The 19123-nt window shown below is 70.6% G+C and carries 22 protein-coding genes and 2 tRNA genes; 10 read left to right on the top strand and 14 right to left on the bottom strand.

The window, feature by feature from the left end:
• Nucleotides 1-179: 179 nt before the first annotated feature.
• A complete protein-coding gene (locus IFU19_RS05960) occupies nt 180-1043 on the bottom strand; it encodes a cation-transporting ATPase (protein ID WP_192013192.1) in 864 nt (287 codons plus the stop codon).
• 170 nt (nt 1044-1213) lie between these two features.
• Nucleotides 1214-1882 (bottom strand): hypothetical protein, encoded by a 669-nt coding sequence (locus IFU19_RS05965; RefSeq protein ID WP_055836809.1) that lies wholly within the window; start codon nt 1880-1882, stop codon nt 1214-1216.
• Between the two features lie 53 nt (nt 1883-1935).
• Between IFU19_RS05965 and IFU19_RS05970 the strand changes: the two genes are divergently transcribed.
• A complete protein-coding gene (locus IFU19_RS05970; protein ID WP_055836806.1) occupies nt 1936-2805 on the top strand; it encodes an acyl-CoA thioesterase in 870 nt (289 codons plus the stop codon).
• A gap of 13 nt (nt 2806-2818) precedes the next feature.
• Here the strand turns inward: IFU19_RS05970 and IFU19_RS05975 are convergent, their stop codons facing one another.
• The 4 genes from IFU19_RS05975 to IFU19_RS05990 all read right to left on the bottom strand — a co-directional run bounded on the left by IFU19_RS05975 (nt 2819) and on the right by IFU19_RS05990 (nt 6353).
• A complete protein-coding gene (locus IFU19_RS05975; RefSeq protein WP_055837884.1) occupies nt 2819-3301 on the bottom strand; it encodes an acyl-CoA thioesterase in 483 nt (160 codons plus the stop codon).
• A gap of 67 nt (nt 3302-3368) precedes the next feature.
• Entirely contained in the window at nt 3369-5048 is a 1680-nt protein-coding gene (ettA, locus tag IFU19_RS05980) for an energy-dependent translational throttle protein EttA (RefSeq protein ID WP_055836803.1), read from the bottom strand.
• Nucleotides 5049-5218: 170 nt separating this feature from the next.
• On the bottom strand, nt 5219-5731 hold the full coding sequence (locus IFU19_RS05985; protein WP_070407882.1) for a DUF6993 domain-containing protein: 513 nt from the start codon (nt 5729-5731) through the stop codon (nt 5219-5221).
• A 67-nt stretch (nt 5732-5798) separates the two neighbouring features.
• On the bottom strand, nt 5799-6353 hold the full coding sequence (locus IFU19_RS05990; RefSeq protein WP_192013193.1) for a single-stranded DNA-binding protein: 555 nt from the start codon (nt 6351-6353) through the stop codon (nt 5799-5801).
• Nucleotides 6354-6558: 205 nt separating this feature from the next.
• On the opposite strand from IFU19_RS05990, the gene IFU19_RS05995 reads away from it, so the two are divergent.
• Nucleotides 6559-6816, top strand: coding sequence for a hypothetical protein (locus tag IFU19_RS05995; RefSeq protein WP_191914978.1), 258 nt, complete (start codon nt 6559-6561; stop codon nt 6814-6816).
• A 119-nt stretch (nt 6817-6935) separates the two neighbouring features.
• Here the strand turns inward: IFU19_RS05995 and yczR are convergent, their stop codons facing one another.
• Nucleotides 6936-8354, bottom strand: a complete 1419-nt coding sequence (gene yczR, locus IFU19_RS06000; protein WP_192013194.1) for a MocR-like transcription factor YczR — start codon at nt 8352-8354, stop codon at nt 6936-6938.
• Nucleotides 8355-8415: 61 nt separating this feature from the next.
• Between yczR and yczE the strand changes: the two genes are divergently transcribed.
• Nucleotides 8416-9024, top strand: a complete 609-nt coding sequence (gene yczE / locus IFU19_RS06005) for a membrane protein YczE (RefSeq protein WP_192013195.1) — start codon at nt 8416-8418, stop codon at nt 9022-9024.
• Between the two features lie 10 nt (nt 9025-9034).
• Here yczE and IFU19_RS06010 read toward each other — a convergent pair whose 3' ends face one another.
• Complete coding sequence (locus IFU19_RS06010) at nt 9035-9247, bottom strand: hypothetical protein (RefSeq protein ID WP_055836783.1); 213 nt, start codon at nt 9245-9247, stop codon at nt 9035-9037.
• A gap of 101 nt (nt 9248-9348) precedes the next feature.
• On the opposite strand from IFU19_RS06010, the gene IFU19_RS06015 reads away from it, so the two are divergent.
• From IFU19_RS06015 to IFU19_RS06040, 6 genes are all read left to right on the top strand, one after another.
• A tRNA-Arg gene (locus IFU19_RS06015) sits at nt 9349-9424 on the top strand.
• A 35-nt stretch (nt 9425-9459) separates the two neighbouring features.
• Nucleotides 9460-10086 carry an oligoribonuclease gene (orn, locus tag IFU19_RS06020; protein ID WP_055836780.1) on the top strand — a complete coding sequence of 209 codons (627 nt, stop codon included), beginning with the start codon at nt 9460-9462 and terminating at the stop codon, nt 10084-10086.
• A gap of 36 nt (nt 10087-10122) precedes the next feature.
• A tRNA-His gene (locus tag IFU19_RS06025) sits at nt 10123-10198 on the top strand.
• A gap of 239 nt (nt 10199-10437) precedes the next feature.
• The gene (locus IFU19_RS06030) at nt 10438-10719 is read left to right on the top strand and encodes a metallopeptidase family protein (protein ID WP_374754289.1); all 282 of its coding nucleotides are present in this window, start codon (nt 10438-10440) and stop codon (nt 10717-10719) included.
• Entirely contained in the window at nt 10710-11018 is a 309-nt protein-coding gene (clpS, locus tag IFU19_RS06035; protein ID WP_055939876.1) for an ATP-dependent Clp protease adapter ClpS, read from the top strand. The genes IFU19_RS06030 and clpS overlap by 10 nt, the downstream gene beginning before the upstream one ends.
• Nucleotides 11015-11497 (top strand): DUF2017 family protein, encoded by a 483-nt coding sequence (locus IFU19_RS06040; RefSeq protein ID WP_342343379.1) that lies wholly within the window; start codon nt 11015-11017, stop codon nt 11495-11497. The genes clpS and IFU19_RS06040 overlap by 4 nt, the downstream gene beginning before the upstream one ends.
• Before the next feature lie 94 nt (nt 11498-11591).
• Here the strand turns inward: IFU19_RS06040 and IFU19_RS06045 are convergent, their stop codons facing one another.
• The 6 genes from IFU19_RS06045 to gatC all read right to left on the bottom strand — a co-directional run bounded on the left by IFU19_RS06045 (nt 11592) and on the right by gatC (nt 17258).
• The gene (locus IFU19_RS06045) at nt 11592-12185 is read right to left on the bottom strand and encodes a hypothetical protein (protein ID WP_192013196.1); all 594 of its coding nucleotides are present in this window, start codon (nt 12183-12185) and stop codon (nt 11592-11594) included.
• Complete coding sequence (locus IFU19_RS06050; RefSeq protein WP_055836765.1) at nt 12160-12480, bottom strand: hypothetical protein; 321 nt, start codon at nt 12478-12480, stop codon at nt 12160-12162. Before IFU19_RS06050 ends, IFU19_RS06045 begins: the two co-directional genes overlap by 26 nt.
• 63 nt (nt 12481-12543) lie before the next feature.
• Nucleotides 12544-13800, bottom strand: coding sequence for a DNA polymerase IV (locus tag IFU19_RS06055; RefSeq protein WP_055836763.1), 1257 nt, complete (start codon nt 13798-13800; stop codon nt 12544-12546).
• A gap of 124 nt (nt 13801-13924) precedes the next feature.
• A complete protein-coding gene (gene gatB, locus IFU19_RS06060) occupies nt 13925-15442 on the bottom strand; it encodes an Asp-tRNA(Asn)/Glu-tRNA(Gln) amidotransferase subunit GatB (RefSeq protein WP_192013197.1) in 1518 nt (505 codons plus the stop codon).
• Nucleotides 15442-16962, bottom strand: a complete 1521-nt coding sequence (gene gatA, locus IFU19_RS06065; RefSeq protein ID WP_192013198.1) for an Asp-tRNA(Asn)/Glu-tRNA(Gln) amidotransferase subunit GatA — start codon at nt 16960-16962, stop codon at nt 15442-15444. The genes gatB and gatA overlap by 1 nt, the downstream gene beginning before the upstream one ends.
• Nucleotides 16959-17258 (bottom strand): Asp-tRNA(Asn)/Glu-tRNA(Gln) amidotransferase subunit GatC, encoded by a 300-nt coding sequence (gene gatC / locus IFU19_RS06070; protein ID WP_055836752.1) that lies wholly within the window; start codon nt 17256-17258, stop codon nt 16959-16961. Before gatC ends, gatA begins: the two co-directional genes overlap by 4 nt.
• Nucleotides 17259-17403: 145 nt before the next feature.
• Between gatC and IFU19_RS06075 the strand changes: the two genes are divergently transcribed.
• Nucleotides 17404-19083, top strand: a complete 1680-nt coding sequence (locus tag IFU19_RS06075; protein WP_192013199.1) for a long-chain-fatty-acid--CoA ligase — start codon at nt 17404-17406, stop codon at nt 19081-19083.
• The last annotated feature ends 40 nt before the right edge of the window (nt 19084-19123 follow it).

The raw sequence follows: 19123 nt of genomic DNA on the forward strand, positions 1-19123 counted from the left end.
ACCGGCCCGCCCGCCCTCGGGCCTACCGCGCCGTCCGGCTTGCTGCGTCGACCGGCCTGACACGTCGACCGGCGCAACGTCGACCGGCGCAACCTCGACCGGCGCCACGTCAGCTGGCCCGAAGCCGGCCGCCCGCGCACCGTCGCGCGTTCACGCGGCGCAGCGGGTCGTCGGGCCGCTCAGCGCCCGAGGAAGTCGCCGAAGCCCGGGATGTCGAAATTCGACAGACGTTCGCCGAGCCCGCCGACCTGATCGCCCAGACCCGACACCGCGTCCTGCGCGCCGCCGGCCCAGTCGCCCGCCGCCCCCAGATCGACGCCGCCCGCGAGTGTCTCGAGGTCGACACCGGATGCCAGAGCGTCGAGGTCGACGCCCTCGGCGAGCCCGGCGAAGTCGACGCCCAGCTGACCCGCCTGGGCGAGCAGGGGCCCCGCGACCGCACTGACGATCGCTCCGCCGGCCACGGCGGCGAGCAGCCCGCCCGCACCCGCCACTCCCGCGCCGATCAGCCCGCCGCGGCCCGCGCGGGACAGCATCTGCGACATGCGGCCCGGACGCGTGGCCTCGGCGCGTGCGGCCGTGCGTGCGAGGTCGTCGGGTGCGTCCGAGCGCGGACGCTCGTGCGGGTGCAGGTCGGTATCCATGCGCTCGCGCACGTGCGCGCGCTGCTCGGGCGTCAGTCGCGCGAAGGCCTCGCGATGCATCTGCTCCACGCGATCGGGGTCGGCCGTGCGCAGCAGGTAGTCGTACCGCGCGATCGCCCCGCGGTCGTCGGCCGAGAGCGCCGGGGCCGAGCCCGACGTGGGCGGCGGAGCGTATCGGCCGGTGTCTCGGCGCGAATCGGCGACGGGCGAGGGAGCGGGTGCGGAGTCCGCCCGGCGGTCACCGGTGACGGCATCGGCGGCGGAGCGCACCATGGTGCGCCAGTCGCGGGAGGCACCCGACGAGGGGTGGGGAGCGGAGCCGTCCCGCGAGGACGACGAGGACGACGCCTTGTCGACGGCCTTCGAAGCGAGATCGAACAGACGGGAGAACGAGACCATGGGGTACCTCTCGACGGGCAGCGGAAACTGCGACGTCAAGGTCTCCTCCGCCCCGGACGGGACCGACGCACCCGGAGCCCAACGGTGGGCTCGTGATGACGGATGCATCGCGACGGGAGTACTCCCCTTGCTTCCCTCAGCGTAAAGCGGCCACCTATGCGCGGGCTGGATCAGCTCCCGGTCGCGCGCACGGCGGTCAGCCCCGAGCGCACGGGGCCTCGAACGAGCACGTGACCGCGAGCGAGGCTCACGCGAGTCCACGCGCCGCTCGTGCGGACGGGCGCCATCTCGCTGCCGGCGATGAAGCCCAGCGCGAAGGCCGCGAAAGCGGTGCCGAGCGGCAGACCCCCGAGGGCGTCGTCGGGCTGACCCCACACCTGCGCGCGGATCACCCGCACGATGTCCTCACCGGCATCGGCGGGGAGCGCGTCGGCGACGGCGGCGACCCCGTACTGGGCTCGGGATGCCAGAACGGCGGCGTCGATGGCATCCTTCTGCTCCCATCCGCTGCGCGGGGGCGAGATCCCCGCCCACGCGGGCGAGGTGGCGGTCTCGGGAAGGACGACCGCTGAGGCGTCGTCAGGGGCCGGGAGCAGCGCGGAGGCGTCGACCACGAGGTCGCACTCGAGCTCGGGATCGATCGCCGAGACGCGCAGGCCCAGCACCGTCGGGGTGGCGTCGAGCAACCCGCGGGGAGCGAGGGGGGCGGCGGTGGCGACGAGCACTCCCCCGTCGGCACGCAAGCGCACGGTGCCGTCACCCAGACGGATCGTGCGGGAGGCGAAGGTCAGCAGGTCGGCTGCCGCCTGGGGGTCGGGGAACAACAGGCGCGCGGACACCCGCCCTAAACTATCAAGCGGCGCGGGCTCGCTGCGCCGGAAAGCGAGTCGCCATGACCGATGCCCTCGATCCCGTGGCGTCGCTCCTCGCGGTGCTCGACCTGCGCGACGCCGGCGCCCGCACCACCGAGGACATCTTCACCGGTGTCTCGCAGCCCATGCCGTTCGGGCGGGTGTACGGCGGCCAGGTGCTGGCCCAGTCGGTCGTGGCCGCGTCGCGCACGCTCCCGCCCGAACGCGCGGTGCACTCGATGCACGGGTACTTCCTCCGCCCGGGCGACCCGGCCGACGGCATCACCTTCTCGGTCGACCGCATCCACGACGGACGCTCGTTCTCGACCCGGCGCACGCAGGCCTACCAGGCCGGCGTCCCGATCTTCTCGATGATCGCCTCGTTCCAGGACGAGCACCCGGGCCTGGAGCACGCCGAACCGATGCCCGACGGCATCCCTCAGCCCGAAGACCTCGCGCCGTTCGACGCCGAGGGACTCCACCCGCTCAGCCGCCGGATGTTCTCGGAGCGACCGGTCGACGTGCTGCACGTCCCGTCGCCCATCTACACCTCGGTCGAGGGCCCGCGGGTGCCGCGACAGGCCGTGTGGATGCGCACACGCCGCGCACTGCCCGACGACCCGGCGGTGCACCGCGCGGCGCTGGCGTATCTCAGCGACCTCACGATCCAGGAGTCCATCATGCGCGCGCACGGCGTCGCGTGGAACGTCCCGAACCTGAAGGTCGCCAGCCTCGACCACGCCATGTGGTGGCACCGTCCGGGTCGCGTCGACGACTGGCTGCTGTACGTGCAGGAGTCCCCCAACGCCCGCGGCGGCCGAGGCCTGTCGACCGGGCGCATCTACTCGCGCGACGGCGTGCTGGTCGCGAGCGTGGCCCAGGAGGTCATGGTGCGGGTGCCGAACGACTGACGGCGCCGGAGGCTCAGGCGCGGGCGGCTCGCCGCCGGTACTCGATCGGATCGCCCGTGTAGGGCGCCCATGCCGCGCGCTCCGCATCGGTCCATCGGATCGGGCGACCGGTCGAGGTGTCGACGAGCACGACGACGGCCGTGGCGCGCGCGTAGAGCACGCGCTCGGGATCGCCGACCGGACTGTAGACCTCGAAGCAGATGTCGGCGCTCGAGCCGCCCATCGCGCCGATCCACATCCGCACGTCCAAGGGGCGCTGGGTGTACGGCGTCGGTCGGAAGTACTCGATCTCCTGCCGCGCGATGAGGGTTGCGCGTTCCCCGCCGCTGGCGAGGACGTCCATGTCGAACACCGCGGTCGGCAGGGGCTCTTCGTCGCCGTCGCTGTACCAGAAGGCCCGCAGGCGCGCCTCTTCGAGCAGTTTCAGCATCGCGGTGTTGTTTACGTGCCCGAGCGCATCGAGGTCGCCCCACCGCAGGTGGATGGGGACGTGCACCCGCGAGGGTCCGGCCGCAACCGGACCCTCGTCGGGGGATGCCGCGCCCGCCGACGCGGCGGCCGCGTCAGTCACGCGTGAGCTTGCGGTACGACGACCGCGACGGGTTGGCGGCGTCGGCACCGAAGCGCTCGATCTTGTTCTGCTCGTAGGCCTCGAAGTTGCCCTCGAACCAGTGCCACTGGTCGGGGTGCTCTTCGGTGCCCTCGTAGGCGAGGATGTGCGTCGCGATGCGGTCGAGGAACCACCGGTCGTGAGTGATGACCACGGCGCAGCCGGGGAACTCCAACAGCGCGTTCTCGAGCGAGCTCAGCGTCTCGACGTCGAGGTCGTTGGTGGGCTCATCGAGCAACAGCAGGTTGCCGCCCTCTTTGAGCGTCATCGCCAGGTTGAGGCGGTTTCGCTCACCACCGGAGAGTACGCCGGCCTTCTTCTGCTGGTCGGGTCCCTTGAAGCCGAACTTCGACACGTACGCGCGGGAGGGGATCTCGGTCTTGCCGACCGTGATGATGTCGAGTCCGTCGGACACGACCTCCCACAGGGTCTTCTCGGGGTCGATGTTCGCGCGGGACTGGTCGACGTAGCTGATCTTGACGGTCTCGCCGATCTTCAGCGTGCCGCCGTCGAGCGGCTCGAGACCGACGATCGTCTTGAACAGCGTGGTCTTACCCACACCGTTGGGCCCGATGACACCGACGATGCCGTTGGGGGGAAGGTTGAAACTGAGGTTGCTGATCAGCGAGCGGTCGCCGAAGCTCTTCTCGAGCTTCTTCGCATCGATGACGATGCCGCCCAGACGCGGACCCGCGGGGATCTGGATCTCGTCGAAGTCCAACTTGCGCGTGCGCTCGGCCTCGGCTGCCATCTCTTCGTAGCGGGCGAGTCGAGCCTTGGACTTGACCTGGCGACCCTTGGCGTTGGAGCGCACCCACTCCAGCTCCTCTTTGAGGCGCTTGGCGAGCTTGGCGTCCTTCTTGCCCTGGACTTCGAGGCGCTGGCCCTTCTTCTCGAGGTAGGTCGAGTAGTTGCCCTCGTAGGGGTACAGGTGACCGCGGTCGACCTCGGCGATCCACTCGGCGACGTTGTCGAGGAAGTACCGGTCGTGAGTGATCGCGATGACGGCGCCCTTGTAGGCCTTCAGGTGCTGCTCGAGCCAGAGCACGCTCTCGGCGTCGAGGTGGTTCGTGGGCTCGTCGAGCAGGAGCAGGTCGGGCTTCTGCAGCAGGAGCTTCGCGAGCGCGACGCGCCGGCGCTCACCACCGGACAGCGGCACCACCGACGCATCGGCGGGCGGGGTGCGCAGGGCGTCCATCGCCTGGGCCAGCTGGGAGTCGAGGTCCCACCCGTCGGCGGCGTCGATCTCTTCCTGCAGCGTGCCCATCTCGGAGAGAAGGGCGTCGAAGTCGGCGTCGGGATCGGCCATGAGGGCGGAGATCTCGTTGAACCGATCGAGCTTGGGCTTGATCGCCACGCCGTCCTGGATGTTCTCGAGGACGGTCTTGCTGTCGTCGAGCTCCGGCTCCTGCATGAGGATGCCGACGGTGAAGCCCGGGCTCAGCCGCGCCTCGCCGTTGGACGGGACGTCGAGACCGGCCATGATCTTCAGGATCGTCGACTTTCCCGCACCGTTCGGCCCGACCATGCCGATCTTGGCACCCGGGAGGAACGACATCGTGACGTCGTCGAGAATCAGCTTGTCGCCCACAGACTTACGGGCGCGGACCATGGAGTAGATGTATTCCGCCATAACATCTCCAGTCTAGGGGCGCAGAGCCTCCGCGCCGACGCCCGGGGTCCGCTGCTGCCGATCGGTGGACGCCCGTCGCTCGAGGTCCGCGTCGCGCGGGGAGGTCGGACCGCCGGCGCCGAGGGAGGGCACGCGCAGCCAAGGGCCGCGCCCGGATCGGGCGCGAAGGCTCACCAGTCGATCGTGCGCGTCTGTCCGATCAGACAGCCCCCGGCCGACAACCCGGGAAGCACCGTCGACACGGGGTTGCCGATCGAGGGACCGACCTGACCGACCAGGCAGTCGCCACCGAGGCGCACCGAGAACTCGATGCTCTCGGCGGGGTTGCCGATCGTGGTCTGGTCGGCCGTGACCTGCATCGACCCCTTGTCGAACCCGGCTGCGGCGAGGGCGTCGATGTAGGCACGACCGGCGACCTGATCGGGTCCGGACCAGACCGCACCGACGACCTGCGTGAAGAACGGGAGGTTCTCGGCGGCGGTTCCGTTCGGCACGAGTGCGACCGGCGCCGGAGCGCTGGTGGCGGCACCTGCGTCGGAGGGAGTCGTCCCCTCGGTGGCGATGGCCGCAGGCGTCGCGGATCCCTCGGGCGTCGTCGGCGACTGGCCGCCCGTACAGCCGGCCAGCGACAGCACGGCCAGAAGAGTCAGAGCGGCGAGGGGACGACCGTGGGAGCGGGACACGCGGTCAATCCTACGGACGCGGCCCGCGACCGCAGCCTCGACGGCCTCCGCCCCCGCGCCGACCGTCTCAGAAGGGCACGTCGACGGGCTCGGCGGACGAGTCGGCGGCAGCGCCGGACTCGGTCTCGTCGCGTGTCGCCGCCTCGGGCGACTCCCCTCCCGGAAGTGCCCATCCGTCGGCGTCGCTTTCGGCCGCCGCCGCCGTTCGTCCGGCCGATGCCGCCGCCACGACCGCGGGGCCCGCGGGAGCATTCGACGACTCCGGCCGCGGTGTGCGTTCGAAGCGCGAGATCCCCCACCGCAGATCGTGGCCGATCGCCTCGGCGGTGACGTCGGCGCTGACGCCGCGTTTGCTCTCGGTCTCCCATTCCCGCAGCCGCAGGCGACCGTTGAGGATGATGCGCTCCCCCTTTTGGAACGACCGCAGCGCGTGCGCCCCCAACTCGCCGAAGACGGACACGGCATAGAAGCTGGTGTGCCCGTCGACCCATTCGCCGCGTTCCCGATCGAGACGTCGCTCGCCGACGGCGAGACGGAACGCCGCGACGGTCCCGCCTCCGCGCGTCGAGCGCTGCTCGAGATCGCCGACGATGTTGCCCACCAGGGTGATGTGGTCGCTCATGATGAAGTCCTCTCGGTGTGTGTGGTGCGCTCCGGCATCCGTGTGCCCGACGGATGCCGGAGCCCCGCCAGAATGACCGCACCCGCCTGGTCCGCGCGGGCCCGAACCGCACATCCGGGGAGGGATCGAGCGATCCCTGTCGTGGGGAGGACGGGTGAGATCTCCCGTCCGCGGCGATGTCGGAGGTTGGTTCTACCGTGTCCGCATGAGCACCGCACTCTGGAACGACCTCGCCCCGGCTCCGCGTCCGGCCGGGTGGGGCGCGGCGACCCATGTCGCCGCGGGTCTGTGGCGCGTTGCCGACCCACGCGGCCTCGTGGTGGGTCACATTCGCGCGATCGCGGCCGAGGGGGGCTGGCGGTACACCGCCGAGCGCTTCCATGCCGCGTCGGGACGCTTCCGTGAGCTCGGCGCGTTCTGGTCGTCATCCGAGGCCTTCGAGTGCCTGCGGTACAGCCGCTGACCCGGTGCCCCGCGGGCTCAGCCGCCGGCACCGCGCTCCGCGCGCTCAGACGCCGACACCGCCCTCCCCCGGCTCAGCCGCGCGACCGCGCCCCGCGCGCCGACGCAGCTCGACCGACGTCAGACCACCGTCGCGAGCTCGTCGCGCGCTGCCACCGAACCGCCGCCGCGCACGTCGTCCCAGGCGGTCCGCAGAATACCGACCGCGCGCTCGAGGGTCGGGGGTGCCGCGGTGAAGGGCAGCCGCAGCCGGCGATCGTGGCCTCCTTCGACCGCGAAGCGCGAACCCGCCGACAACGCCAGCCCGCGCGCCCGCGCGTTCATCACCAGCGGGGTGCTGAGCGGGTGTCCGATGCCCACCCACAGCGAGACGCCACCGGAAGGTTCGGGCACCTCCCACTCGGGGAAGGTTCGGCGAAGCGCCGCGACCAGGCTGTCCCGTCCGGCGCGCAACAGGTCGCCGCGCTGCACCGAGATCTCGTCCAGCCGGGGAACGAGACGCGCCGCGATGGCCTGCTCGAACTCGGGTGTGCCCAGGTCGTGCACCGGGCGACCGGCGGCGAGCCGTCGGATGATGTCGGGCGCGGCGCGGATCCATCCGACGCGGAGCCCGCCCCACACGGTCTTGCCGAGCGACGCCACACGAATGATCCGGTCGTCGTCCGGGAACGGCGCGGCCGTCCCGCGCCGATCGATGTCGAGTTCCGCCGTCGTCTCATCGAGCATCAGCACGCTCCCCACCCGACGGGCGCCCTCGACGAAGGTCGCCGCCTCGAGCGAGGTCATGGTGCGGCCGGTGGGGTTGTGGAAGTCGGGCATGAGGTACGCCAGGGTCGGCAGGGCACGCGCGAAGGTCTGTGCCGCCCGCTCCAGGTCCCAGCCGCGCTCGGGGTCGACGGGAACGCCGACCAGGCGCGCGCCGACACGACGGAATGCGTCCGCGGCGTGCGGATAGGTCGGCGTCTCGATCATCACTCGGTCGGCGCGCGTCAGCAGGATCGACGCGATCAGGTGGATCGCGCTCTGCGCACCGGTCGTGACGAGGATTTGATCGGGGTCCGTCGGCATACCGCGCCGCACATAGCGTTCGGCGATCGCCGAGCGCAGTGTCGGATCGCCGACCACGTCGTAGCCGATCCGGGCGACCAGCGCCGGGGCGCCTTGGGCCACTTCCGAGACGACGGCCGGAAGCCCCGGCCACGCCGCCGGGCTGGCCTGCTGCAGGTCGATGATCGTGTCGTCGGCCTCGTAGCGTCCGGGATCGTTGCGCCCCACGGGAAGGGTGACGCTCCCGCTGCCGCGAAGACTCTCGATGTGGCCGGTGTCCCGCAGGCTGCGATACGCGGCGGCGACGGTCGTGCGGCTCAGCGACAGCGCCGTCGCGAGTTCGCGTTCGGCGGGCAACGCGGTCGCGGGCGCGAGGCGGTTGTCGAGGCAGAGCAGTCTGACGCCGTCGGCCAGAGCCTCGTACGCCGGGCCGGTCCCCCGCCACCCCCCGAGTGCTTCAGCCAGAGCGCGGGCGGAGATGCGGGAATCCATGGGGCCACGGTATCCGTATTGGCCTTATTCGACCAAGCCAATCACGTGATTGGATTCCTTCATGTTCTCCCGCATCACCCGTCTCATCGTCGGACTCGCGCTCTATGGCGTGGGCTGCGCGTTCACCGTCGCCGCGGGCCTCGGCGTCGACCCGTGGACGGTCTTCGCGCAGGGCATCTCGCGGGTGTCCGGGATCGGCATCGGATGGATCACCAACATCGTGGGCCTGGGGGTCCTGCTGCTCTGGATCCCCCTCCGCCAGAAGCCGGGCGTGGGTACCGTCGCGAACATCCTTCTCGTGGGGACGAGCATGCAGGTGGCACTCGGTGTCCTCCCCCACCCCGACGTGTTCTGGATTCAGGCGGCGATGCTCGTGGCGGGCGTCGTCCTGGTGGCCGTGGCATCCGGTCTGTATATCGGCGCGCGCTTCGGCCCCGGTCCGCGCGACGGCCTCATGACGGGCATGCACGCGCGCTTCGGATGGCCCATCTGGGCCTGCCGCCTCGGGGTCGAGGGCAGCGTGCTCGTCCTGGGGTGGATGCTGGGCGGAACGGTGGGGATCGGCACCGTCGTGTTCGCCCTCGGTATCGGACCCCTGGTCCACATCGCGCTTCCGCTCCTGGCCACGCCCGAACCGTCGCGACGCGCGCGCCGCCCGGTCCGGGTGTGACCTCGAACGCTCAGTGCTCCCGGAACTCGGGGCGATCGCTGCCGGGCTTCAGGTGCGAATGCAGCGCGTTCTTGGCGATCTCCATCGACGGATAGACCCCCAGCCGCTCGTCCTTGCCCGCCATGTGGACGGCGTAGCCCTCGGCATCCTTCTGGATCTTGCCGACGACCCCGGAGGGGCCGTACGCGACCCAGAGACGGCGGTGCGTGATGGTCTCAGACATGAGTGCTCCTTCGCTCTCGATGGCGGCAGATTACGCTCGCGCGTCCGGCCGCACCAGGGGCTGGTGTCGACGGAACGGCCCGACGGATATCCTGGAGCAGACCCCCAGTAGCTCAGTGGATAGAGCAGCGGCCTTCTAATCCGCCGGTCACACGTTCGAATCGTGTCTGGGGGACCAGATGCCGTGTCGGAGCCCCTCACTAGACTGAGGGGATGGTGAACGCCTCCGAGAACGACCGTCTCGTCTGGATCGACTGCGAGATGACGGGACTCGACCTCGCGGTCGACGAGCTCGTCGAGATCGCCGTCGTCGTGACCGATTTCGAGCTCAACGTGCTCGACCCCGGCTTCCAGATCGTGATCAAGCCCGATGACTCCGCGTTGGACAACATGGGCGAGTTCGTCACCGACATGCATCGCTCGTCGGGACTGCTCGACGAGATCCCCCACGGGGTCAGCCTCGCCGACGCCGAGTTCCAGGCGCTCGAGTACATCCAGCGGTTCGCGCCCGTCGAGGGCAAGGCCCCGCTGGCGGGCAACACCATCGGCACCGACCGCATGTTCCTCGCCAAGTACATGCCGCGCGTCGACCGCTGGCTGCACTATCGCAACGTCGACGTGTCGAGCATCAAAGAGCTGTCGCGCCGCTGGTACCCGCGCGCGTATTTCCAGGCGCCCGCGAAGCACGGCGGGCACCGCGCCCTCGCCGACATCCGCGAATCGATCCGCGAACTCGCCTACTACCGCGCCGCGGTCTTCGTGCCGCAGCCGGGCCCCACCAGCGACGAGGCGAAGGTCGTCTCGGCCTCGGCCGTGTCGTCGTTCGCGCTGGACCTATGACATAATCGTTCAGTTGTCTGCTGCGGCGGACACATGGTGGCTATAGCTCAGTCGGTAGAGCACCGCGTTGTGGTCGCGGGGGTCGCGGGTTCAAGTCCCGTTAGCCACCCCACACCCACGAAAGCCCGGTCGAGACCTCTCGCCGGGCTTTCGTGGTCCCGGACTCCCGGGCGCAGCGCCCGTAGAATCGTCTGTGTCCGCCGGCGTCGCCGGCTCGGCATCCATCGATCGGCTTGCGACCCCGGGAGGCCCGCCGTGAACGACGACGCCGACACGCGCGCGGCCCTCGACCTCGACGCCGAAGCGTTCGAACGCCTGGTCGTCGATGAACTCGACCGCCTGCCCGACGACATGGTCGACGGGCTCGACAACGTGGTGTTCGTCGTCGAAGACCGCCCCGAAGACGGCTCCCTCGATCTGCTGGGCCTGTACGACGGGTGGGCACTGACCGAGCGCGAGCGCTACGGCGTCGGCGAACTGCCCGACAGGATCATCCTGTACCGCGAACCCCACCTCGCCGCGTGCGACGACGAGGGCGAGTTGCGCGACGAGATCCACACCACGCTCGTGCACGAGATCGCGCACTTCTACGGCATCGACGACGAGCGTCTGCACGAGCTGGGATGGGCATGATGGCCGGGCTCGCGACACCCGACCTCGACGTCGTGGACGAGACCGACCTGCGCGCGCAGCCGCCGTCGTCGTGGCAGACGGTCGTGTGGAACGACCCCGTCAACCTCATGAGCTACGTGCGCCACGTCTTTCGCACCTACTTCGGCTTCGACACCGCCACGGCCGAGCGACTCATGCTCGCCGTCCACCACGACGGGCACGCCGTCGTGGCGCGCGGTCCCCGCGAAGTCATGGAAGCCCACACGCACGCGATGCACGACTTCGGACTCTGGGCCACCGTGCGGAAGGAGCCCGCGTGAGCGAGCAGATCGTGGTGCTCGAGATCAGTGGTCTCGAAGCCCTCCACCTGGCCGGCATCGTGGGTCAGTTCCGCGACGTGATCGCCGACAGTCGACGCGACGACGACCCCGCCGTGGCACGACTGCTGCCCGACGCCTATCCCGACGACGACGACGCCACGCGCGAGTTCCGCCGCCTCACGGGCGACGACCTGCTCGGACGGCGGGCCGACGACGCCGCGATCGTGCTGCGGACATTGGGCATGGACGGCGGCGACCTCGACGCCGACGACGATCCGGATGCCACGATCTCGGTCGCACTCTGTGAGACCGAGGCCCTGGCGTGGATGCGCACCCTCTCGGCCGTGCGGCTCGTACTGGCCACGCGTCTCGGCATCCAGAGCGAAGACGACCACCAGCCCGACGATCCGCGCTTCGGCATCTACGACTGGATCGGCTACCGTCTCGACGGCCTCGTCACCGCTCTCGATCGGCGCTGAACGCGGAGAGTTCCGAATGCCGTGCCCCTGGCGCGCGGGCGGTCACGGGGCGTTCTGCACGTCGTGCCGACCAGGCGCCGGACTCGTCGGCGCGTTACGGCACCCGCACGACCACCGAGGCCAACGACACCGGATCGTGCGCGACGAGATGCTGCTCCTCTTGCGCCGCCCAGCCGTCCCAGTGCGGTCGGTAGGTGTCGCCGTCTCGGTCCAGCGCGCGGTGCTTGCGGGAGGACGATGGCGCGTCGACCCACACCGTGACATCGGCCAGGCGCGCCGACTCCGGAGTGAGCACCCCGGCGCCCTCGACGACGAGAGGAAGAGACGGGTCGACGGCGTGTGCCTCGGCGCGCGCGTCGCTCTGCCAATCCCACCGCTGCCAGACGCCCACCATGCCCCGCGCGTGCGGTGTCAACACGGTTTCGCGGGCGTACTCCGCCCCCGCGGCGAGCCCGCCCCATCCGGGATAGAGATCGTCGAGGGCCACGAGCTGCACCCGACCGCGACCCGGCCACGCGGCGACGAGCCGACGCGCGAGAGAACTCTTGCCCGCGCCGCTGCGGCCGTCGACGACGATCACCGGATTCGCCACGCCGAGGGCGCTGACGCGCGCCACGACGGAGGCCGTCGCCGCGCCGAGGGCGTCGTCGACGGGGTCTGCGCTACTTCTTGAGGGCGCGGATGACACGGCTGAGCGCGCGACCGGCGACCCACACGAACGGGATGCCGACGGCGAGCAGCGACACGAGGTTCGGGTCGAACCGCAGGTCGTCGCCGCGGCGGATGTAGGCACCGAGCGGCAGGGTGTAGCCACCGCCGCCACCGCCGCCGTTGCCCTGCTCGTCGGAGCCGCCGCCGTACCCGGCCCACACCAGGGCGACGGGAACGATGCGCACGCCGTCGACGTCCTGCTGCTCGCCGTAGGCGGAGGTGACGCCGAAGTGGGTGGACTGCTGGCCGAGTTCCAGAGCGATGTTGGGCATGAGCCCACCGTACCGGCCCGGGGATCAGCGGCCCAAGGGCGTTGCGTCGACGCCGACGGCGTGTCAGTGGTCGTACGACGGCCGGGGGTTGGTGGGCAGAGCGCCCCCGCCGCGCGTGGGGCCGAGGAGCGACCCCCGTGTCACCGCACCGCGCCCGAAGCGCGCCGTGGCCCCGTCGAGCGCTCCCTCGATGCGACGCCACTCGGCATCGTCGTCCCAGAGCGTCGCCGCCATGGCCGCGGGCTTGAGCTTCTCGCCCCGCACGCCCACCAGACGCACCGCCTGGCGGCGGTCGATGGAATCGAACAGCTCGATCGCGGCGTCGCCGATGCGCTGTCCGACCGAGGTGGGCTCGGCGAGCGTGCGCGAACGGCTGAGCGTGGTGAAGTCCGAGAAACGCACCTTGATCGCGATCGTCGACGCCTCGTACTGCTGCGCGCGCAAGCGGGCCCCGACGCGGTCGGCGAGTCGACGGAACTCGACGTGCAGGGTGCGCGTGTCGGAGATGTCGGTGTGGAATGTCTCTTCGTGCCCCACGCTCTTCTCGGCGCGACCCGTGTGCACCTCGCGCGCGTCGACCCCGCGCGACAGGTGCCAGATGCGCTCGCCCATGGCCGCGCCCAGCACCTGGTCGAGCGCGTGCCGCGGGGTGTCGAGGATGTCGGACACCAGGCGGATCCCCCGGGACTCCAACGCCTCGGCCGCCTTCGGGCCCACGCCCCACAGGGCGCGCACCGAGCGCGGCCGAAGGAACGCCTCGGTGTCGGCGGCCGAGACGACGAGCAGTCCATCGGGTTTCGAAATGGTGGACGCCATCTTGGCGACGTGCTTGGTGGCCGCGACACCGATGCTGCACGTCAACCCGGTCTCGGCCTTGACCCGGGCTCGCAGGTCGCGGGCGATGGTGGCGGGACTCCCCCACAGCCGGCGCGCTCCGCGCACGTCGAGAAAGGCTTCGTCGATCGACAGGGGTTCGACGAGCGGGGTCACGTCATGGAAGATCGCCATGACCTGCCGCGACATCTCGGTGTAGCGCTGATACGGCGGGTTGACGACGATCGCCGTCGGGCAGAGCCGCAGAGCGATCGCCACGGGCATGGCCGACTTGACCCCGTACCGACGCGCCTCGTACGACGCGCTCGACACGACGCCGCGGCCCTCGGAGCCGCCGATGATCAGGGGCTTGCCCGCGAGCGAGGGATCGTCGAGCACGGCGACCGACGCGAAGAAGGCGTCCATATCGACGTGCAGGATGCCCGCGCCGGTGTCGTCGGCGTCGGGACGCGAGACGAGCCTCCCGGTGCCGTCGCCTCGTCCCATGGCATCCATTCTCCCCCCGACCTCCGACATCGGGCGGAGTGGAGGCGTCGACTCCGACGGGAAACGACGGATGCCACGGCACCGGCCCCTCGCGGGGCGGCGGTGCCGTGGCATCCGGGGCATTCTACTGGGCGGCGGCGCGCTCCAGCACGAGCTCGCGCACGCGCGCGGCGTCGGCCTGGCCCTTCATCGCCTTCATGACCGCGCCGATGACGGCGCCGGCGGCCTGCACCTTGCCGTCGCGGATCTTCGCGAGCACATCGGGCTGAGCCGCGAGGGCGTCGTCGATTGCCGCGATGAGCGCTCCGTCGTCGGAGACCACGGCCAGGCCGCGGGCGTCGACGACCTCTTGCGGGGTGCCCTCGCCGGCGATGACGCCCTCGAGCACCTGACGGGCGAGCTTGTCGGTGAGGGTGCCCGCCTCAACCAGCTGCTGCAGGGCGGCGACGTGCGCGGCCGAGACGAGGTCGGCGGCGTCGCGCTCCTGCGCGTTGGCGACGCGGGTGATCTCACCCGTCCACCACTTGCGCGCGGTCGCGGGGGTGGCACCGGCGGCGATCGTCTCGGCGACGGCGTCGAGCAGACCACCGTTGGCGACGTCCTGGAACTCGAGGTCGGTGAAGCCCCACTCGGCCTTCAGACGACGGCGACGAGCGGCCGGGGGTTCCGGAAGAGCCGCGCGCAGCTCCTCGATCAGCTCGGGAGCCGGTACGACGGGCAGCAGGTCGGGCTCGGGGAAGTAGCGGTAGTCGTCGGCATCCGACTTCGGGCGCCCGGGAGAGGTGCGACCGGTGTCCTCGTGCCAGTGGCGCGTCTCTTGCGTGATCGTGCCACCCTGGGCCAGGATCGCGGCCTGGCGCTGGATCTCGTACCGCACGGCGCGCTCGACCGAACGCATCGAGTTGACGTTCTTCGTCTCGGTGCGCGTGCCCAGCTTCTCTTGCCCGCGGGGACGCAGCGACACGTTCGCATCGCACCGCAGGTTGCCGCGCTCGAGCTTGGCCTCGGAGATGCCGAGACCGCGCACGATGTCGCGGATCGTGGCCACGTACGCCTTCGCCAGGTCGGGAGCCGAGTGCTCGGCGCCGATGATCGGCTTGGTGACGATCTCGACCAGCGGGACACCCGCGCGGTTGTAGTCGACCAGCGAGTACTCCGCGCCCTGGATGCGACCGGTCGCGCCACCCATGTGGGTGAGCTTGCCGGCGTCCTCTTCCATGTGGGCGCGTTCGATCGGAATCGTCACGAGCGTTCCGTCGGCCAGCTCGACCTCGACCGAGCCCTCGAAGGCGATCGGCTCGTCGTACTGCGAGATCTGGTAGTTCTTGCCGAGGTCGGGGTAGAAGTAGTTCTTCCGCGCGAAGCGGCTCGACGGCGCGATCGAGCAGCCGAGGGCGAGCCCCAGGCTGATCGAGGAACGGATCGCCTCGGCGTTCACGACCGGGAGCGCACCCGGCAGTCCCATGTCGACGGGCGCGACCAGGGTGTTCGGCGCGGCGCCGTAGTGGGCCTCGTTCGCCGGGTTCGGCGCGGACGAGAACATCTTCGTCGCGGTGTTCAGCTCGACGTGCACCTCGAAACCGAGGACGGGCTCGAATCGCTCGAGCGCCTCGTCGAAGTCCATCAGCGCATCTTTCGCCATCAGCTCGACGCTCCGTTCGTGAGAGAGGGGGCCTTGTCCAACAGCGGTCCGCCCCACTGGTCGACCAGCAGCGCCTCGAGCGCCGCGCCGACGCGGTACAGACGCGCGTCTTCGCGGGCGGGGGCGAGGAACTGGATGCCGACGGGCAGGCCGTCTTCGGCGGCGAGGCCGCTCGGCACCGAGATGCCCGGGACACCGGCCAGGTTGGCGGGGATCGTGGTGATGTCGTTGAGGTACATCTGCAGCGGGTCGTCGATCTTCTCGCCGAGGCGGAATGCCGTGGTCGGCGCCGACGGCGTCGCGATGACGTCGACCTCGGCGAAGGCGGCGTCGAAGTCCTGCTGGATGAGCGTGCGCACCTTCTGGGCGCTGCCGTAGTAGGCGTCGTAGTAGCCCGCCGACAGCGCGTAGGTGCCGAGGATGATGCGGCGCTTGACCTCGGGACCGAAACCGGCGTCGCGCGTGGCGGCCATGACGTTCTCGACCGTGGCGGGGCCCTGGGGGTTCACCCGCATGCCGAAACGCACCGAGTCGAACTTGGCGAGGTTGCTCGACGCCTCGGCGGGGAGGATCAGGTAGTACGCGGCGACACCGTACTCGAAGTGCGGGGCGCTGATCTCGACGATCTCGGCACCCTGCTCCTGCATCGCGGTGAGCGAGGCGCGGAACGAGTCGGAGACACCCTTCTGGAATCCCTGGTCGTCGAGCTCGCGGATGACGCCGACCTTGAGTCCCTTGAGTACCTGACCGATGGCGCCCTCTCGGGCGGCCGCGGCGAACGAGGGCCACGCGTCGGAGAGCGACGTCGAGTCGTTCGCGTCGTGTCCGCCGATGACGTCGTGCAGCAGACCGGCGTCGAGAACGGTGCGGGTGACCGGACCCACCTGATCGAGGCTGGATGCCAGGGCGATGGCGCCGTAGCGGCTGACTCCGCCGTACGTGGGCTTGACGCCCACCGTGCCGGTCACGTGGGCGGGCTGACGGATCGATCCGCCCGTGTCGGAGCCGAGGGCCAGCGGAGCTTCGAACGCCGCCACGGCGGCGGCGGAGCCACCGCCGGAGCCGCCCGGGATGCGGTCGAGATCCCACGGGTTGCGCGTGGGACCGTAGGCCGAGAACTCGGTGGACGAACCCATGGCGAACTCGTCCATGTTCGTCTTGCCCAGGGGCACGAGGCCCGCGGCGCGCGAGCGCGCGACGACGGTGGCGTCGTAGGGCGACATGTACCCCTCGAGGATCTTGGATCCGCTGGTCGAGGGCATGTCGGTCGTGACGAGAACGTCCTTCACCGCGAGGGGCACGCCGGCGAGCTCGTGGAGCTGCTCGCCCGCGGCGCGGCGGCGATCGATGTCGGCCGCCACCTCGAGGGCGTGGTCGCTGACGTGCAGGAACGCGTGCACGTCGCCGTCGACGGCGGCGATGCGGTCGAGGTGCGCTTGCGTCGCCTCGACGCTCGACACCTCTTTGCGGGCGAGAGCGGCGGCCAGGTCGGCGGCGCTCAGGCGGGTCAGGTCGGTCACTGTTCCTCCCCCAGGATGGCGGTCACGCGGAATCGGCCGTCGGCCTGGTCGGGTGCGTTCTGCAGCACCTGCTCGCGCGTGAGCGGTTGCTGAACGACATCCGGGCGGAACACGTTCTCGAGCGGGATCGGGTGGCTCGTGGCGACGACGTCGGGCGTTGCGACCTCGGACACCTTCGCGATGTTGTCGACGATGGCATCCAGCTGGCCGGTGAGGCTGTGGACCTCTTCGTCGCTCAACTGGATCCGAGCGAGCACACCGAGATGGCGCACGAGATCAGGAGTGATTTCAGACACCCGTCGAGTCTAGTTCGCGCGGCGCCGCGCGCCGGGCCGCGATGGACGAGCGGAGACCGGTGACATGCCGCGCGTATCCCCGCTGTGCGGAACGCCGGGCCGGTTCCGACGGCGGGGCGCTCGCCCCTCGCCGTAGGCTGGCCGCGTGACGCGCTTCGACCCGCCCCGTCCCTGGACCCGCAGCTACGCCGACGGCGTCCCCGAGAACGTCGGAGCCCAGACCGGCTCGCTCGTCGACATCGTCGACGCCTCGACGCGCGACTATCCCGACGCCCCGGCGCTGCAGTTCTTCGGACGCGAGACGACCTACGCCGACATGTCGGCGCAGATCTCGCGGGCCGCAGCCGCTCTGGCGGCCCACGGCGTACGCGCCGGAGACCCCGTCGCGATCGTGCTACCGAACTGCCCTCAGCACATCGTGGCGTTCTACGCCGTGCTCCGGCTCGGAGCGGTGGTCGTCGAACACAACCCGCTCTACACCCAGCGCGAGCTGCGCAGGCAGTTCGAAGACCACGGCGCGAAGCACGCCATCGTCTGGAGCAAGGTCGTGCGCACGGTGCAGGAGTTCCCCGCCGACCTGCGGGTGAGCACACTGGTGTCGGTCGACGTCACCCTGGCGATGCCTCGGCTCACGCGTCTCGCGCTCCGACTGCCGATCGCGAAGGCCCGCGAGTCCCGCGCCGCGCTCACCGAGAAGACGCGGGATGCCACCCCCTGGACCGAGCTCGTCCGTCACGCGCCGCTGCCCGAGTCGCACCCGCGACCGACCGCCGACGATCTCGCGATCATCCAGTACACCAGCGGAACGACGGGCACCCCCAAGGGCGCCATGCTCACGCACGCCAACCTGCTCGCCAACGCCGCCCAGGCCCGCGCCTGGGTTCCGCAGATCGTGCGCGGCGAGGGGTGCGTCGTCTACGCGGTGCTGCCGATGTTCCACGCCTACGGGCTGACCCTGTGCCTGACCTTCGCGATGTCGATGGGCGCGCGGCTCGTGCTCTTCCCGAAGTTCGACCCCGACCTCGTGCTCGCCGTGACGAAGAAGCACACCGCGACGTTCCTGCCCCTCGTTCCGCCGATCGCCGAACGGCTGCTCGCCGCCGCCGAGGCCCAGGGAATCTCGCTGGCCGGAACGGACGTCGCGATCTCGGGGGCGATGGCACTGCCCCACGACCTCGTCGTGCCGTTCGAGAAGGCCACCGGCGGCTACCTCGTCGAGGGATACGGGCTCAGTGAGTGCTCCCCCGTGCTCATGGCGAACCCCGTGGCCGGCAACCGGGTCGCCGGAACCGTGGGGCTCCCCCTGCCGGGCACCGAGTGCCGCGTCGTCGACCCCGACGACCCCCGCACCGACGTCGAACGGGGCGAGCTGCTCGTGCGCGGTCCCCAGGTGTTCTCGGGCTACTACGGCAAACCCGAAGAGACCGAGTCGGTGTTCGTCGACGGCTGGTTCCGCACGGGCGACATCGTGACGATCGACGACGACGGGTTCGTGCGCATCGTGGACCGCATCAAGGAACTCATCATCACCGGCGGCTTCAACGTCGCACCGACCGAGGTCGAGAACGTGCTGCGTCAGCACCCGTCCGTCGCCGATGTGGCCGTGGTCGGCGTGCCGAGCGAACATTCGGGTGAAGACGTCGTCGCCGCCGTCGTGCCGACCACCCCGGCTGACTTCGACGCCGAGGCGGTGCGGGCGTTCGCGCGCGGCATCCTGACCCCGTACAAAGTGCCCAAGCGTCTCGTGGTCGTCGACGAGCTGCCCCGCTCGCTGATCGGCAAGGTGTTGCGCCGGCAGGTGCGCGATCAGCTGCTCGGCGGCTGAACGAGAGGCCCCGCGCGGCTCCGACACAAGTCCCCGGTGC

The organism is Microbacterium sp. CFBP 8794 (assembly GCF_014841235.1).
Classification (GTDB): domain Bacteria; phylum Actinomycetota; class Actinomycetes; order Actinomycetales; family Microbacteriaceae; genus Microbacterium.